This window comes from Roseomonas sp. WA12, from assembly GCF_054165765.1.
In genome coordinates this window covers 1,054,280-1,068,789 of record NZ_CM135108.1, presented here as the reverse complement: position 1 = coordinate 1,068,789, position 14,510 = coordinate 1,054,280, and the positions used below count along the sequence as shown (strand labels likewise).

The 14,510-nt window shown below is 69.5% G+C and carries 15 protein-coding genes; 7 read left to right on the top strand and 8 right to left on the bottom strand.

From position 1 onward, the window contains the following. The first annotated feature begins 162 nt into the window (after positions 1-162). The 4 genes from ACVBD7_RS05120 to flgH all read left to right on the top strand — a co-directional run bounded on the left by ACVBD7_RS05120 (position 163) and on the right by flgH (position 3,540). Positions 163-909 carry a flagellar hook basal-body protein gene (locus ACVBD7_RS05120; protein WP_458096423.1) on the top strand — a complete coding sequence of 249 codons (747 nt, stop codon included), beginning with the start codon at positions 163-165 and terminating at the stop codon, positions 907-909. Positions 910-1,046: 137 nt separating this feature from the next. Beyond that, positions 1,047-1,832, top strand: coding sequence for a flagellar basal-body rod protein FlgG (gene flgG, locus ACVBD7_RS05115; RefSeq protein ID WP_458096422.1), 786 nt, complete (start codon positions 1,047-1,049; stop codon positions 1,830-1,832). Then, the gene (flgA, locus tag ACVBD7_RS05110; protein WP_458096421.1) at positions 1,832-2,779 is read left to right on the top strand and encodes a flagellar basal body P-ring formation chaperone FlgA; all 948 of its coding nucleotides are present in this window, start codon (positions 1,832-1,834) and stop codon (positions 2,777-2,779) included. Before flgG ends, flgA begins: the two co-directional genes overlap by 1 nt. Positions 2,780-2,805: 26 nt before the next feature. Continuing rightward, positions 2,806-3,540, top strand: a complete 735-nt coding sequence (flgH, locus tag ACVBD7_RS05105) for a flagellar basal body L-ring protein FlgH (RefSeq protein ID WP_458096420.1) — start codon at positions 2,806-2,808, stop codon at positions 3,538-3,540. An 84-nt stretch (positions 3,541-3,624) separates the two neighbouring features. On the opposite strand, the gene ACVBD7_RS05100 is transcribed toward flgH, so the two are convergent. After that, the gene (locus ACVBD7_RS05100; protein WP_458096419.1) at positions 3,625-3,816 is read right to left on the bottom strand and encodes a CsbD family protein; all 192 of its coding nucleotides are present in this window, start codon (positions 3,814-3,816) and stop codon (positions 3,625-3,627) included. A 111-nt stretch (positions 3,817-3,927) separates the two neighbouring features. On the opposite strand from ACVBD7_RS05100, the gene ACVBD7_RS05095 reads away from it, so the two are divergent. Further along, on the top strand, positions 3,928-4,683 hold the full coding sequence (locus ACVBD7_RS05095) for an SOS response-associated peptidase (protein WP_458096418.1): 756 nt from the start codon (positions 3,928-3,930) through the stop codon (positions 4,681-4,683). A gap of 8 nt (positions 4,684-4,691) precedes the next feature. Here the strand turns inward: ACVBD7_RS05095 and ACVBD7_RS05090 are convergent, their stop codons facing one another. The 3 genes from ACVBD7_RS05090 to ACVBD7_RS05080 form a co-directional block, all read right to left on the bottom strand. Next, positions 4,692-5,972: a vanadium-dependent haloperoxidase gene (locus ACVBD7_RS05090; RefSeq protein ID WP_458096417.1), complete on the bottom strand. Its 1,281-nt coding sequence runs from the start codon at positions 5,970-5,972 to the stop codon at positions 4,692-4,694. Positions 5,973-6,128: 156 nt separating this feature from the next. Continuing rightward, positions 6,129-6,476 carry a hydroxyisourate hydrolase gene (gene uraH / locus ACVBD7_RS05085; RefSeq protein WP_458096416.1) on the bottom strand — a complete coding sequence of 116 codons (348 nt, stop codon included), beginning with the start codon at positions 6,474-6,476 and terminating at the stop codon, positions 6,129-6,131. Positions 6,477-6,487: 11 nt separating this feature from the next. Then, complete coding sequence (locus ACVBD7_RS05080; RefSeq protein WP_458096415.1) at positions 6,488-7,951, bottom strand: SidA/IucD/PvdA family monooxygenase; 1,464 nt, start codon at positions 7,949-7,951, stop codon at positions 6,488-6,490. 178 nt (positions 7,952-8,129) lie between these two features. Here ACVBD7_RS05080 and ACVBD7_RS05075 point away from each other — a divergent pair, with 178 nt between their 5' ends. Beyond that, the gene (locus tag ACVBD7_RS05075) at positions 8,130-9,419 is read left to right on the top strand and encodes a M20 family metallo-hydrolase (protein ID WP_458096414.1); all 1,290 of its coding nucleotides are present in this window, start codon (positions 8,130-8,132) and stop codon (positions 9,417-9,419) included. A gap of 66 nt (positions 9,420-9,485) precedes the next feature. Next, a complete protein-coding gene (locus ACVBD7_RS05070; protein ID WP_458096413.1) occupies positions 9,486-10,097 on the top strand; it encodes a hypothetical protein in 612 nt (203 codons plus the stop codon). A 39-nt stretch (positions 10,098-10,136) separates the two neighbouring features. Here the strand turns inward: ACVBD7_RS05070 and ACVBD7_RS05065 are convergent, their stop codons facing one another. From ACVBD7_RS05065 to bdcA, 4 genes are all read right to left on the bottom strand, one after another. Next, on the bottom strand, positions 10,137-10,718 hold the full coding sequence (locus ACVBD7_RS05065) for a hypothetical protein (protein ID WP_458096412.1): 582 nt from the start codon (positions 10,716-10,718) through the stop codon (positions 10,137-10,139). Between the two features lie 182 nt (positions 10,719-10,900). After that, positions 10,901-11,425, bottom strand: coding sequence for a translation initiation factor IF-3 (gene infC / locus ACVBD7_RS05060; protein WP_458096411.1), 525 nt, complete (start codon positions 11,423-11,425; stop codon positions 10,901-10,903). 167 nt (positions 11,426-11,592) lie between these two features. Further along, positions 11,593-13,551, bottom strand: coding sequence for a threonine--tRNA ligase (gene thrS, locus ACVBD7_RS05055; protein WP_458096410.1), 1,959 nt, complete (start codon positions 13,549-13,551; stop codon positions 11,593-11,595). Between the two features lie 198 nt (positions 13,552-13,749). Then, complete coding sequence (bdcA, locus tag ACVBD7_RS05050) at positions 13,750-14,463, bottom strand: SDR family oxidoreductase (RefSeq protein WP_458096409.1); 714 nt, start codon at positions 14,461-14,463, stop codon at positions 13,750-13,752. Positions 14,464-14,510 lie beyond the last annotated feature (47 nt).

The window sequence follows — 14,510 nt, the reverse complement described above, 5'->3', positions numbered from 1 at the left end:
TAACGGGGTTGGAAAGGACCGGCAGGTGGCAGGACTTGCCGGCCGTGGGCAGGGCGCGCCCGTCATCTCCCGTGGAAATGCTGGCACGCGCGTTGCGGAAACCCTTCGTCAAGGACGGGGCCGCATGCTGGCGTTCCGTTGGGCAAGAGGCGGACGGCGCGGATGGACAATTCTGGATACATCGCATTGTCGCGGCTGGTGGCGCAGAACCGCGCGACGGCCGTGCTGGCGCATAACATGGCCAATGCGGAGACGCCGGGATTCCGTGCGTCGCGTCCAGTGTTCGCGGACCATCTGGAGCGGCAGCGCGGGTCGCGGACGGCGCCGGGGGCGGAGTCGCTGCACTTCACCCAGGACCGGGCGACCTGGCGGGACGAGACGCCGGCACCGGTGCAGACGACGGGCAATCCGCTCGACCTCGCCATCTCCGGCGAGGGCTACTTCTCCGTCCAGACTCCGCGCGGGGAGCGGCACACGCGGGCGGGGCGTTTCGCCCTCGGGCCCGATGGCGGGATCGTGGATAGCGAGGGAAATGCGTTGCTGGATGCGGGCGGGAATCCGTTGCGGCTCGCGCCGAACGACACGCGGCTGACGGTGCGGGGTGACGGGACGCTGTCCAGCGAGAATGGCGAGATCGGGAAGATCCGGATCTCTCGCTTTGCCGAGCCGCAACGGATGCTGGCGGAGGGCGATCGGCTGCTGGCGGCGGGGCCGGGCCAGGCGCCGGAGACGATCGAGCGGCCGGCGGTGGTGCAGGGCGCGCTGGAGGGCAGCAACGTGCGCCCGGTGATCGAGCTGACGCGGCTGACGGCGGAGATGCGCGAGTTCCAGTTCATGGCGCAATTCGCGGAGAAGGAGGGGGAGCGGCTCTCGGGGGCCGTGGATCGCATCCTGCGGAAGCGCGGCTGATGCGCGCCGCGGTGGCCTGGGACGGGACACCTGGTCGTTGGTTGCGGGCGGGAGTGCGGTATGCGGCGGATGCCCCCTGCCCCGCTGATAGTCAAACCTTGCAGTGCCGGCCTTTGCCGGTGAAGGGACGCTAGACAATGCGCGCTCTGTGGACCGCCGGCACGGGCATGATGGCCCAGCAGACGAATGTCGAGGTCATCTCGAACAACATCGCGAATATGAGCACGACGGGATTTAAGCGCCGCCGTGCCGAGTTCCAGGACCTGATGTACCAGAACATGCGCCGTGTGGGGTCGCAGTCCTCGGATACAGGGACGACGCTGCCTTCGGGCGCGCAGATCGGGCTCGGCGTGCGGACGGCGGCTGTGTACCGCATTCATGAGCAGGGGAGCCTGAACCAGACGGAGAACAAGTTTGACGTCGCCATCCGCGGCAACGGGTTCCTGCAGGTGCAGCTGCCGTCGGGCGAGACGGCCTATACGCGGGACGGAACGCTGGGGCTTTCGCCGGAGGGTTTGGTCGTGACGGCGGAGGGGTATCCGGTGCTACCGGGGATCACCATTCCGCCGAACGCGACGGATGTCGCGATCAACGGCAATGGCGAGGTGCAGGTGAAGCTGGCGGGCCAGGTGGCTGCGCAGAATGTCGGGCAGTTCCAGCTGGCGATCTTTGCCAATGAGGGTGGGTTGGAGGCGATCGGGGACAACCTTCTGATGGCTTCCGCTTCGTCGGGCGCGCCACAACAGGGCGCGCCGGGTGCGCCGGGCTACGGCAACGTCATGCAGGGCTTCGTCGAGACGTCCAACGTCAATGTGGTGCAGGAGATCACGAGCCTGATCACGGCGCAGCGCGCCTATGAGATGAACAGTAAGGTCATCACGGCGAGCGACGAGATGCTCAATACCGTGGCGCGGCTGCGGTGATGGTGGTGCGGCGGGCGGTGCTGGGGTTGTTGCTGGCGGCGGCGGTGCCCGCGGGCGCCCGGGCGGACCTGGCGGTGCTGCGGCCGCATGCGGTGGTGGAGGAGTCGGTGATCCGCCTCTCCGATCTTTTCGACGAGGCCGGGCAGAATGCCGGGCGCGTTGTCGGGCCTGCACCCGCGCCAGGCCGGCGCGTGGTGGTGGAGCCCGCGCAGTTGCTCGCCATCGCGCGCGCGCACGGGGTCGTCTGGCGGCCGCTTACGGCGGCGGACACGGTGGTGGTGGAAAGGCCAGGCCGAGCGGTACCGCGGGATGAAGTGCTGGACTTGTTGCGGGCGGAGTTCGTGCGCCTGGGGATTGATCCTCAGGCGGAGATGGAACTGCCGGGGTTCCAGCCGCCGATGGTGCCGCTCGCGGCTTTCACGCAGCTCGCGCTGGAGCAACCCTCCTTCGAGGCGGCGACGAACCGCCTCTCGGCGACGCTGGTGGTGGTGGCGGAGGGTATGCCGACGCAGCGGGTGCGGCTCGCAGGCCGCGCGGTGGCGACGGCGGCGGTGGTGGTTGCGGCGCGGCGGATGGCGCTGGGCGAGGTGGTGGGGCCGGGCGATCTGCGGTTAGTGCGGCAGCGCGTGGAGCGGGTGCGGCCGGGGCTGGCGGCGGATCCGGGCCAGGTGGTCGGCAAGGCATTGCGGCGGCCGATGATGGAGGGGGCGGGATTTGCGCTCGGTGATCTCGGGCTGCCCTCGGTGATCGAGAAGAATTCGACTGTCACGCTGGTGATGGAGGGGCCGGGGATCAGCATGACGGCGCAGGGGCGTGCGATGGCGGGTGCGGCGCGGGGAGAGGTTGTCGCGGTAATGAACCTTGCTTCGCGCTCCGTGGTGGAGGGGCAGGCGATCGGGCCGGGGCGTGTGCGCGTGGCCTTCGGCAGCGCGCCGGTGAGCCGGTGATGGTTTGGGCGGCGAAGGAGGTGTCGATGCGGGCTGCGCTGTTGTTGCTGCCGCTGGTGCTGGCGGGGTGCGGGACGGCGGAGCGGCTGTCACGGATCGGGCGGGCACCGGAGATGGCGCCGATCAGCGATCCGACGCGCAGCCCGGGGTATCAGCCGGTTTCGATGCCGATGCCCGCGCCGCAGGATGCGCGCAGCCTGATGGCGAACAGCCTGTGGCGTCCGGGGAGCCGGACCTTTCTGCGCGACCAGAGGGCGGCGAGTGTGGGGGACCTGATCACCATTCTCGTGTCCATCAAGGACACGGCGAATCTGTCGAACAGCACGGATCGCAGCCGCGACAACCGGGAGAACCTGGGGATCCCGCGGCTGCTGGGGCTGGATGCATCCTATGCGCGGTTCCTGCCGAACGGGGTGGATCCGAGCAAGCTGGTGGAAGCGTCCTCGGCGACCTCTTCCACGGGCGAGGGGCGGATCCAGCGGAACGAGGCGGTGACGATGCGCATTGCGGCGACGGTGACGCAGGTGCTGCCGAACGGAAATCTCGTTGTTGGGGGACGTCAGCAGGTGCGGGTGAATCAGGAGCTGCGGGACCTCAATATCGGCGGGATCATTCGGCCGCAGGATATCGCGAGCGACAACACCGTGCAGCATGACCGTCTGGCTGAGGCGCGGATCGCCTACGGCGGGCGGGGGACGGTGAGCGACGTGCAGGCGCCACGATACGGGCAGCAGGTACTGGACGCGATCCTGCCCTTTTAGACGCAAGAAGGGCGGGTCACCCGGAGGTGGCCCGCCCTTCCAAAGGCCCGGCCTGAGAGGGCCGGGCCGTCCCTTGTGAGGGACTTACTTCTTGTCGGCCACGTCGCGGACCGTGTCCTTCACGCCACCGGCGGCGTTCTGGACCTTACCCTCGACGCGGGTCGCCGCGCCTTCAGCTTCCATCTTCTTGTCGCCGATCGCGGCGCCCACATTTTCCTTGATGGCGCCACCGGCCTGCTTCAGCGAGCCCTCAACCCGATCCTTGTCGATTGCCATGGTATCTCTCCTCGGTGTTGCTGTGGGTTAAGAACGTGGTGGCGCCGGGCTGGTTGCCGGGCGGGGTGTGGCCGGACCATGACGGATTGAAACAGGGGGCGGATCGGGGCGATGTGCGGGCGGTACCTCCTTCAGCGCAGTCCGGCGGAGTTGGCGGCGTATTACGACGTGGCGGTTGATGCGGCGGTGCCGAACTTTGCCCCGAACTGGAACATGGCGCCGACGCAGAATGGCCCAGTGATCCGGCATCATCCGGAGCGCGGGCGGCAGATGGACCTGCTGCGTTGGGGGCTGGTGCCGCGCTGGGCGAAGGATGCGAAGGACGGGGCGCGGCTGATGAACGCGCGGGCGGATGGGGTGGCAGAGAAGCCGTCCTTTCGGGATGCCTTCGCCCGGCGGCGATGCCTCGTGCCGGCGGATGGATTCTACGAGTGGCTTTCGCCAAAGGAGGCGGAGGCGAAGACGAAGTCACGGGACCCGAAGCAGCCATTCGCCGTGGCTCTGGCGAGCGGGGAGCCCATGAGTTTTGCCGGGCTTTGGGAGGGATGGAAGGATCCCGAGGGGAACTGGCTTCGCACCTATTCGATCATCACGACCGAGGCCAATGCGAAGCAGGCGCCGCTGCATCACCGGATGCCGGTGATCCTGCCGCGGGAGGGCTGGGGGGCGTGGCTGGGCGAGGAGGAGGCGCCGGCGGAGAGGTTGCTGGCGTTGCTGCGGCCCTGCCCGCCGGAATGGCTGGCCTGTTGGCCCGTGAGCAAGCGGGCCAACAAGGTGTCAGAGAACGATGCGTCGCTGATCCTGCGCGATGAGTCGGTGCAGGCGCCGCCGGGGTTGGATGATCCCTCCCCCTTTGCGGCGGCCTGAGAGAGTCCCTACCCCAACCGCGGAACCTGGGTAAGCGCGCGGGCGGCGATGGCGCGGCCGATCCGCTGGCCCTCGTTGCAGGCGAAGCGGAAATGGGCGCCGGCCCAGATGCGGCTGTCCGAGCATTCGGTGAGCATGGCTGCTAGGCTGGGGAAATCGCGGGTCGGGCGGCCCTGGCGGTCGATGGCCTGGTAGCGAGTGGGCGCTTCGCCGAGCAGGCCGGCGATCACAAGGGTTCCGGTGGTGATGTCGGCGCTGTGGCCCGATGGGTAGTCGGGATGGCCGGGGGTGTTGAGCACGGTCTGCCAGAGCGGATCGGCCGGGATCCCGGGGCTGCCGAGTCCGATGGCTGTGACCGGGCGCCAGAAGGCGTAGTAGGCCTTCTCGCCATAGACGAATACATCCGTGTCGGAATGGGCGGTGGCGAGAATGGAGGCCATGCGCGCCTCGTCCCACAGGCCGCTGCCCGGCGCGCCGCGCTGCGGGCGGGCGGCGACGCGGCGGAGCAGAAGCAGCATGAGGTTGCGGTGCAGAAGCTGCGGCACCCAGAAATTCGCGGCTTCCGCCTGAGCCTCTCGCCGCGAGGAGGAGGTGGAGCCGCCGAGGCGCCGGACCTCCTCGAGGTCGTCGCGGTAGCGCTGGGAGGTGAGGTCGGGCGGGGGCGGGCCGCGCAGGGAGTCGCGGGCCGGGAAGAGCAGGGGTTGGTTCGTGTAGAAATAGGTGTTCTGGCCGGCGGCGGAGGTGGGGCGCCAGCGGCCCTGCTGCTCGGAGACGTCGAAGAGCCGGCGTTCGGGGGCAGGGCCGGCGCTGTCCAGCGTGGCGTTGCCGATCGCGGTGCCGAGGGCGGTGCCGGCCTCGCGGGCAGGGCTGGAGGGTTCGGTGGCGGTGAGGGCCGCGAGCAGGGCATCGGCCTCGGCGGGCGGACCGCGGCGGGCGAGCACGGTATGGGCGGCGGCGGACATGGCGCAGACCGGGGAGGCGCCCGTGACGGAGCCGGCGTTGTGGGGGAGCCAGGTGGCGTAGCGGGGCTCGATTGTGTTCAGCGCGTCGTGCATGGCGCGGGCGGTGAGGGCCACGGTGTTGCTGCGGGGCCAGCCGCTTCCGGCGTTGCTGCCGATGCGGTCGGCGAGGTCCATCCAGCGGGCGGCGGGGCTTTCCGAGGCGAGGGCGGGCTCGCCCGGGCCCGCGTCGTGGCCGGCAGGCAGTGGCGCGGTGCAGGCCGCGAGTGGGAGGAGGGAGGCGGCGCCGAGCAGGGCGCGCCGGGAGGTGGCGGTCGGGGTGGGTGTCACAAAGGTCTCCCGTGCGCTTGATGGACAGGAGGCAGAGTGCCCGAATTGGGCGGCTGCCGATATCCCGGGTCGTGGCGCTGGGGCGCAACGGGCGGGGCTGACCGTTTGCGTTCCGTGGCGATTGAGGGGGACAGTCCGTCGTCGGCGGTAGGGGCCTTAGCTGCCCCGGTAGGTGGAGTAGGACCATGGGGAGCAGAGGAGCGGCACGTGGTAGTGCCCCTGCCCTGCCCGCAGCCCGACATTCAGCGTGACGATGCCGAGATAGCCGGGATCGTTGCCCCGAGAGGCGAAGTAGGTGCCGACGTCGAAGCGCAGCTCGTAGCGGCCGGGGGCAAAGGCCTCGGGCGGCAGGAGGGGGGCGTCGGTGCGGCCGTCGGCGTTGGTGATGGCGCGGGCGAGGAGGACGGGCTCGGGGTCCATGCGCCAGAATTCGACGGGCATGCCCTGGGCGGGGATGCCGTTCGCCGTGTCGAGGACATGGGTGGAGAGTGCGGAGGGCTTCATCGGCTCGGGCCTTATTCCGCCGCCAAGGCGGGGAGTTCCTGGGCGATCTCGCTCGTCAGCTCGCGTTCCTCATAGGCAAGGAGGCTGTCGAGGTGGTGGGTGGCGTCCTCGAGCCAGAAGCGGCGGCAAATCCCGTCCACCAGGCGCATGGTGCCGTATTTCATGCCGCTGATCGTGGCGCCCGACAGGCCCATGGAGGCGGTGGAGCCGTAGTTGATCATGTGGATGTGCTGGAGGAAGGGCGCGGCGCCGGGGGTTTTCTCGCGCAGGGAGAAGTCGCTGTTCAGGTAGGGACAGGCGCTGAGGGCGGGGAATTCGAGCCCCTTGGGCGGGGTGTAGGCGTCCCGCCAGAGCAGGATGTGCTGGGCGAAGGGGGCGAGCTCGGGGCGGAGCGAGAGGTCGAAGGCGGTGCCGGTGCCGACGATGACATGGTCGGTGCGGTGCTCGGCATGGGGGGTAGTGACGACGAGTTCGTCGCCTTCCTCGCGCACGGCGGTGACGGGGCTGGCCATGTGCAGGTCGAAGCGAGGGTCTTCGGCGACGCGGTTCCAGGATTCCTGAGGCGGCGGTTGGTTGAGGGCGAAGATGTGCTGCATGAACCGCCAGCGCAGCGCGTCCGGCATGGCGTAGAGCTGGCCGAGAAAGCCCGACTGCTCCATCCAGCGGAAGGGGTTCACGCGGGGCATTCTTGCGCGGCGGACGAGCATGGTGCCCTTCGCGGCGCCGGCTTCGAGCGCGGTGGCGAGGGTGTCGAAGGCGGAGGCGCCGGCGCCGACCATCAGGACGCGGCGGCCGGTCAGCGCGGCGAAGTCCACCGAGCCGGAGGTGTGGGAGACGCGGTGCGGCGGCAGCGTGTCGAAGGGGGCGGGGATGGCCCAGCCGCCCATGCCGTCCATGCCCGTCGCGAGCACCAGCTTGCGCGCGCGGATGAGCTGTTCGCCCTCGGGCGTTGAGACAGTGAGTTCGAGGGGTTCGCCCGCTTCCGTGTGGCCGATGCGAAGGAGGCGGTGGCCGTGGAGCACCGGCAGGGCGAGGGTGGCCTCGAGCCAGTCGAGGTAGCGCTGCCAATCCTCGCGGCCGATCTTGTGCAGGGCGGCCCAGGCCCCCTCCCCGTCCCGCGCCGTGAAGAAGGCGCGCGGGGTCAGGGCGGGGATGCCGAGATCGGGGCCGGTAACGTGCTTGGGCGTGCGGAGGGTGCGCATGCGGGCGAAGGTGGTCCAGACGCCTGTGCCGCCTTTCGGGGCGGCGTCGAAGATGCCGATGCGCTGGACCTGTTCGCGCAGCAGGCCGAAGGCGGTGACGAGGCCGGTCTGGCCGGCGCCGATGATGGCGACGTCGAGCACGCCTTCGCCATGGGAGGGGACCCAGGGGTGGCGGGGGTAGTCGAGGTGCTCGAGCTGGCGGCGGGCTTCCTCGGCCAGGGCTGCGAGGGCGGGGTTGGCCGGGGGTGCGGCTGTCGCGGGGCTGTCCGGCATGGTGCGTTCCGGGCTGTGGGGTGCAGAGGCGTTGCCGGGAGGGTTAGCACGCGGCGTGCCGGGCGCCCCCGGGACAAATCGGGGCCGGGCCATCGGGGACGGGCAAATCGGGGCGGCCGGGTTGATCTTGGCGGCCCCGGCACCGCAAATGCGGGACCGCCTGCCGAGAGGATTTGAGATGAGCGCCAGCACCGCCCCCAACCCCATCGCGGCCGTCGACGAGGCGCGGCAGTGGGACCGGTTGATGCAGATGGCCGCGATCGGCCCGATTACCGGTGCGGATGGGGAGCCCGGGGTGAACCGGGCCTGCCTGACGCCGCTGGACCGGGAAGCGCGGCGCCTGCTGATCTCCTGGGCCGAGGTGCTGGGGCTGACGGTGTCGGTGGATGAGATCGGCAACCTGTTCCTGCGGCATGAGGGGACCGATGCCTCCGCCGCGCCGGTGCTGACGGGCAGCCATATGGACACGCAGCCGAATGGCGGGCGGTTCGACGGCATCTGGGGCGTGATCGCGGGGCTGGAGGCGGTGCAGGCCATCCGCCAGGCCGGCGTGCAGACGCTGCGCCCGATCGAGGTGGTGGCCTGGACGAATGAGGAGGGCGGGCGTTTCGCGCCGGGCTGCATGGGCAGCATGGCCTGGTCCCGCGACAAGGCGGCGAACACCTGGGATGCGGTGACGGACCCGGATGGGGTGACCTTCCGGCAGGCGCTGGACGAGCACTTGAAGGCGGAGGCGGACATTGCCCGGCGCCCGCTGGGCGGCAAGCCCTTCGCCTATGTCGAGGCCCATATCGAACAGGGGCCGCGGCTTGAGGTGGAGGAGAAGGATATCGGCGTGGTGACCGGCATCCAGGGCAGCCGCTGGTTCGTGGTGGAGCTGCGCGGGGAGACGGCGCATGCGGGGACAGCGCCGCTCTCGCTGCGCAAGGACGCGGTGCAGGACATGGTGCGCGCCATTACGGCGCTGAACGCGCTGATGGCGGATCCCACGGATGTGCTGCGCTTCACGGTCGGGCGGATCGAGGTGTTCCCGAACACCTCCAACTCGGTGGCGGATCTCGTGCGGTTCACCATCGACTTCCGGCATCCCGAGAAGGAGATGCTGATCGCCAATGGCGATGCGATCGAGCCGACCATCCGCAGCGCGATCAAGAACTGCGAGGTGACGGTGACCGAGCGCTTCCATGCGCTGCCGGTGGAGTTCGACGCGCTTGTCGCGGATGCGGTGGAGGATGCGGCGACGGCGCAGGGGCTTTCGAGCATCCGGCTGCCGAGCGGGGCCTTCCACGACGCGCAGTTCATGGTGCCGGTCTGCCCGACGGGGATGATCTTCGTGCCCTGCCGAAAGGGTGTGAGCCACAACCCGGCGGAGTACTCGACGCCGGGGCAGCTGGCGGCGGGTGCGCGGGTGCTGGCGGCGACGCTGGTGGAGCTGGCGAACAAGGAGAGCACCGCGCCGGCCTTCTAGGGGCGGCCAGGGTCCGGGGAGCCGGGCTCTTCGTGGCGGTGGCGCAATCCCGGGTGGAGGGGGGCGATGCTGCGGGTGATCTTCGCACTGGCCGGGATCCGGAGCCCGAGGCGCGTTCTCGTGCTGCTGGCCGTGCTGATCGCCGGGGGGCTGTTCGGCTACCCGCTGCTGATCCGGCTCACCATGCCCTGGGCCAGTCCCCTCACCTCGGGTGGCATGCTCACGGGGCGTTGGAGCGGGACGGCGCGCATGCCGGGCGGGCGCTCGCTCGTGCTGTGGATGGAGATGGAGGCGAACCACGCGCGGCCGTGCCGGCGCTGTTCCGACATGGTTGGCCGGGCGGCGACCTGCGACGAGGGCGGGGCGTTCCGCGCCTATAAAATCTGGGGCAGCGTTCGGGACCGGGCTGGCGCGCGGAGCACGTTTCAGGTGAGCGCGACGGTGGAGCAGCGCGACCGGATCCGGCTGGGGTCGCTGGCGGGAGAGTGGTCCGGCGAGGTGCTGCGGGTGACGACCCGGCTCGTCGATCCCGGCATCTCCTCGTGGCGAACGGAGTGGGACGAGAGGGGGGTAGAGCGGACGACGCCGCTGGGCCAGCACCCGGATGTGGCGGCGGACACGGTCTGGACGCTGCGGCGGGAGGATGGGGCCTGGCCGGCGCGTTGCCCGGGGCGGTAGGTGAAGTGTCGGGAGCCGGGCGGCGGTGCCCGGCCCGGTTCAGGGGGCGGTCAGCTCCAGCGTGGAGTCGGTGACCACGCCCATGCAGGTCCAGTTCGCGATCTGGTTCTGCAGCCAGAGGCGCAGGGTTCGAGGCAGGGTGTGTTTGCCGTCGAGCGCGATCCAGGCGGCGTGGTTCTGGTTGATGCCGAGGCCGAGTTGGTAGGCGACGACCACCAGCTCGGAGCAATAGACGTTCTTGAGTACGCCCTGGTGGTTCTGCATGCGAGTCCGGTACTTGTTCAGCCGTTCCTGCGCGCCGGTGCCGAAGCTGCTGGTACCGGACCAGCTCTTGAAGACGGCGCGGCTGGCGCCGTATTCGGCGGCATCCCTGATCTCGCGGGCCACATTTTGGATGCTCGCCGCCTCGCGCCGCGTCAGGGCGGGGTGGCGGAAGCAGAGGGCGCGGCCGTTGCCCCAGCTTTCCCAGACGATGCCCTTGTTGGTGGCGTGGACGACCTCTTGGCCGAGGGGCATGCCCGTGGCGCTGACGTTGCCGCTGAAGTTGCCCGTGACGAGGCCGCAATGGCCGAAAAGGGGCTTGGTATCGATAAGGATGTCGCAAGGCTGCGCGGACGGCACGTTTCAACCCCGTTTCGTTCTGGAGCATGTAAAGTCGCTCAACAGGACGTCTTTATCCATCGGGGTACACGCTATCGCGGCGATAGACACACCAGGTTCTGGAACGCGGGCCGTGGGACAGAAAAAAGGCCGGCCATCCCTTGGGACAGCCGGCCCTTGGCGCCCTGATGGGGGGCCAGCGACTACTTCGGTGCGAGGACCATGATCATCTGGCGGTTTTCCAGCCGGGGCATGGACTCGACCTTCACGGCCTCGGCCATCTCGGTGCGGATCCGCTCGAGCACCTTGGCGCCTAGATCCTGGTGCGCCATCTCGCGGCCACGGAAGCGAAGGGTGACCTTCACCTTGTCGCCTTCCTCGATGAAGCCCTTCATCTGGCGCATCTTCACTTCGTAATCATGGTCGTCGATATTCGGACGGACCTTGATTTCCTTGATCTCGACGACCTTCTGGCGCTTCCGCGCCTCGTTGGCCTTCTTCTGCTGCTCGTACTTGAACTTGCCGAAGTCGGTGATCTTGCAGACCGGGGGCTCAGCGTTCGGGCTGATCTCCAGCAGGTCCATACCGACGTCGTAAGCGCGGGCCAGGGCCTCGCGCGCGCTCATCACACCCTGCATCTCCCCGTCCTGGTCGATCAGGCGGACCTGGGCGGCGCGAATCTCCTCGTTTACCCGCGGTCCGTCGCGGGTCGGGAGGGTGTTGGGCATTGGGCCTCGGGCCAGGGGTAGTCTCCTATTGTGTGTAGCGGTGGAGTTATGGTGCTGGGCGGGGGCGTCTGCAACTGCTGCGTGGGCAGGTCAAGCCGGTTTCTTGTTCCGGCGGACGAAGCAGCGCGATGGGGCGGCGGCCGGGCCGCCCCATCCCTGGCCGGGGCTCAGGCTTCGGCCGTGGTGGCGGCGCTGCCCTGGCGGTCGGGCGGTGCGGATTCGGCCAGCATGCGGGCGATGGCGTCGGCCAGCGGCAGGGTTTCCTGCTCCCGGCCGGGCAGGCGGCGGAGGACGATGTTGCGCTCCTCGGCCTCGCGCCGGCCGACGACGGCGAGGATGGGGACGCGGGCCTCGATATGCTCGGCGACCTTGCGGTTGATCTTCTCGTTCCGGATGTCGGTGCTGGCGGCGATGCCGGCGGCGCGCATGGTCTCGGCCACCTCCTCGGCATAGGGGGCGGCGTCGTCCACGATTGACGCGACGACCACCTGGGTGGGGGCGAGCCAGAGGGGGAAGCGGCCGGCATGCTCCTCGATGAGGATGCCGAGGAAGCGCTCGAAGCTGCCGAGGATGGCGCGGTGGAGCATGACCGGGCGGTGCTTGGCGCCGTCCTCGCCGACATATTCGGCGTCCAGGCGCTCGGGGAGCACGAAGTCCACCTGGAGGGTGCCGCACTGCCAGTCGCGGCCGATGGCGTCGCGCAGGACGAATTCGAGCTTGGGGCCGTAGAAGGCACCCTCCCCCGGGTTCAGCTCGTACTCGACGCCGGCGGTGGCGCAGGCCTCGCGGAGGGCGCCTTCGGCGCGGTCCCAGGTGGCGTCGTCGCCGGCGCGGGTGGCTGGGCGGTCGGAGAACTTCACGCGGAAGCTCTCGAAGCCGAAGTCGCGGTAGATGGAGGAGAGGAGCGCGACGAAGCGGACCGTCTCGGGCGCGATCTGGTCCTCGGTGCAGAAGATGTGGGCGTCGTCCTGGGTGAAGGCGCGGACGCGCATGATGCCGTGCAGGGCACCCGAGGGCTCGTAGCGGTGGCAGGCGCCGAACTCGGCCATGCGCCAGGGAAGCTGGCGGTAGCTGCGGATGCCCTGGTTGAATATCTGGACGTGGCAGGGGCAGTTCATGGGCTTCAGCGCGAGGACGCGGTCCTTCTCGGACTCATCCTCCACCGTTGCGATGAACATGCTCTCGCGGAACTTCTCCCAGTGGCCGGACTCGATCCAGAGCTTGCGGTCGAGAAGCTGGGGGGTCTTCACCTCGTCATAGCCGGCGGCGTCGAGGCGGCGGCGCATGTAGTCCTCCACCGTGCGGTAGAGGCGCCAGCCCTTGGGGTGCCAGAAGATGCTGCCGGTGGCCTCTTCCTGCAGGTGGAAGAGGTCCATCTCGCGGCCGATCTTGCGGTGGTCGCGGCGCTCGGCCTCCTCGATCTGGAGGAGGTGGGCGTCGAGCTCCTTCTGGTCCCGCCAGGCGGTGGCGTAGATGCGGGAGAGGACGGGGTTGCGGTGATCGCCTCGCCAGTAGGCGCCGGCGACCTTCTGCAGCTTGAAGGCGGCACCGATATCGCCGGTGGAGCGCATGTGGGGGCCGCGGCAGAGGTCGAGCCAATCGCCCTGGCGGTAGATGCTGATGGTCTCGCTCTCGGGCAGGTCCCGGATGAGCTCGGCCTTGAAGCGCTCGCCCCGGTCCTCGAAGAACTGGATGGCCTGTTCGCGCGGCCATTCCTCGCGCTCAAACTTCGCGTTGCGGGCGATGATTTCCCGCATCTTGGCCTCGATCGCCGGGAAGTCCTCGGGCGTGAAGGGCTGGTTGCGGGCGAAGTCGTAGTAGAAGCCGTTCTCGATCGCCGGGCCGATGGTGACCTGGGTGCCGGGGAAGAGCTCCTGCACGGCTTCCGCGAGGACATGCGCGGCGTCGTGGCGGATCATCCCGAGGGCCTCGGGATCCTTGCGGGTGATAAAGCGAAGGCGGGCGTCGGCCTCGATCGGGACGGAGAGGTCCTTGAGGGCGCCGTTCACTTCCATGGCGAGGGCGGCCTTGGCCAGGCCCGGGCCGATGGACGCGGCGACCGTAGTGCCGGTGACGGGACCGTCGAAGGATCGAACGGAACCGTCGGGCAGCGTGATCGCGGGCATGGGGGGTTTGCGGGCCTTGCAGTGAGGAAATTGGGGGCCGGAGAGGTGGCAGGCCCCTTTCACGAGGTCAAGCGTTGGGCGGGCGGGGCTGGGCTGCTTGGGAGCGCTCTCCGCCCACGGCCGCGAGCAGCGGCAAGGGAGGAGCAAGGCAGGAGGAACCGGCCGGGGCCTGTCGGGGCCCTGGCCGGCGTTACCGGGTCAGCTGGCGAAGCCGCCGTCGATCGTGTGCATCGACCCGGTCACGAAGCTCGCCTCCGGTCCCGCAAGCCAGGCGACCAGCCCTGCCACCTCCTCCGGCCGCGCGTGGCGCTTGATGGCCATGAGGCCGTGGACCAGTTCCTTCATCGGTCCCTCCGCCGGGTTCATGTCGGTGTCCACGGGCCCCGGCTGGACGATGTTCACCGTGATACCGCGCGGGCCGAAATCCCGGGCCAGGCCGCGCGCCATGCCCTGCATCGCCGACTTGCTCATCGCGTAGGCCGCGGCCCCCGCGAAGCCGGCGCGGTCGCCGCTGGTGGAGCCGATCACGATGATCCGGCCACCCTCCGGCATCTGCCGCGCCGCCTCGACCGACGCGTGGTAAGGGGCGTGCACGTTGATGCGGAAAAGTCGGTCCACCGCATCCGGATCCAGTTCCAGCGGGTCTCCCCCGGCGAAGACGCCCGCATTTACCACCATCACGTCCAAGGGACCGCTTTCCCGAACGCGGGCGATCACCGCATCACGGTCCGCGCTGTCCGTCATCACGGCGCTGGCGCCCGTTTCGGCGGCCAGACGCTCCGCCGCCTCCTTCGAGCCGGCATAGGTGAAGGTAACGGCCGCGCCCTCCCCCGCCAGGCGCCGCACGATTGCCGCCCCGATCCCTCGACTGCCGCCGAGCACCAGAACGGACTTACCCTGAAAACCGGCCATCAGGCCCTCCTTGAGGATTTACGTAGCAGGCGCTACATAATCCGCCC

Excerpts from the sequence above, each read along its gene's own strand:
- infC (WP_458096411.1), bottom strand. The coding sequence starts at position 11,425 with ATGCCCAACACCCTCCCGACCCGCGACGGACCGCGGGTAAACGAGGAG.
- ACVBD7_RS05080 (WP_458096415.1), bottom strand. The coding sequence starts at position 7,951 with ATGCCGGACAGCCCCGCGACAGCCGCACCCCCGGCCAACCCCGCCCTC.
- ACVBD7_RS05095 (WP_458096418.1), top strand. The coding sequence starts at position 3,928 with ATGTGCGGGCGGTACCTCCTTCAGCGCAGTCCGGCGGAGTTGGCGGCG.
- bdcA (WP_458096409.1), bottom strand. The coding sequence starts at position 14,463 with ATGGCCGGTTTTCAGGGTAAGTCCGTTCTGGTGCTCGGCGGCAGTCGA.
- flgG (WP_458096422.1), top strand. The coding sequence starts at position 1,047 with ATGCGCGCTCTGTGGACCGCCGGCACGGGCATGATGGCCCAGCAGACG.
- ACVBD7_RS05100 (WP_458096419.1), bottom strand. The coding sequence starts at position 3,816 with ATGGCAATCGACAAGGATCGGGTTGAGGGCTCGCTGAAGCAGGCCGGT.
- ACVBD7_RS05120 (WP_458096423.1), top strand. The coding sequence starts at position 163 with ATGGACAATTCTGGATACATCGCATTGTCGCGGCTGGTGGCGCAGAAC.
- uraH (WP_458096416.1), bottom strand. The coding sequence starts at position 6,476 with ATGAAGCCCTCCGCACTCTCCACCCATGTCCTCGACACGGCGAACGGC.
- thrS (WP_458096410.1), bottom strand. The coding sequence starts at position 13,551 with ATGCCCGCGATCACGCTGCCCGACGGTTCCGTTCGATCCTTCGACGGT.
- flgA (WP_458096421.1), top strand. The coding sequence starts at position 1,832 with ATGGTGGTGCGGCGGGCGGTGCTGGGGTTGTTGCTGGCGGCGGCGGTG.
- ACVBD7_RS05075 (WP_458096414.1), top strand. The coding sequence starts at position 8,130 with ATGAGCGCCAGCACCGCCCCCAACCCCATCGCGGCCGTCGACGAGGCG.
- ACVBD7_RS05070 (WP_458096413.1), top strand. The coding sequence starts at position 9,486 with ATGCTGCGGGTGATCTTCGCACTGGCCGGGATCCGGAGCCCGAGGCGC.
- flgH (WP_458096420.1), top strand. The coding sequence starts at position 2,806 with ATGCGGGCTGCGCTGTTGTTGCTGCCGCTGGTGCTGGCGGGGTGCGGG.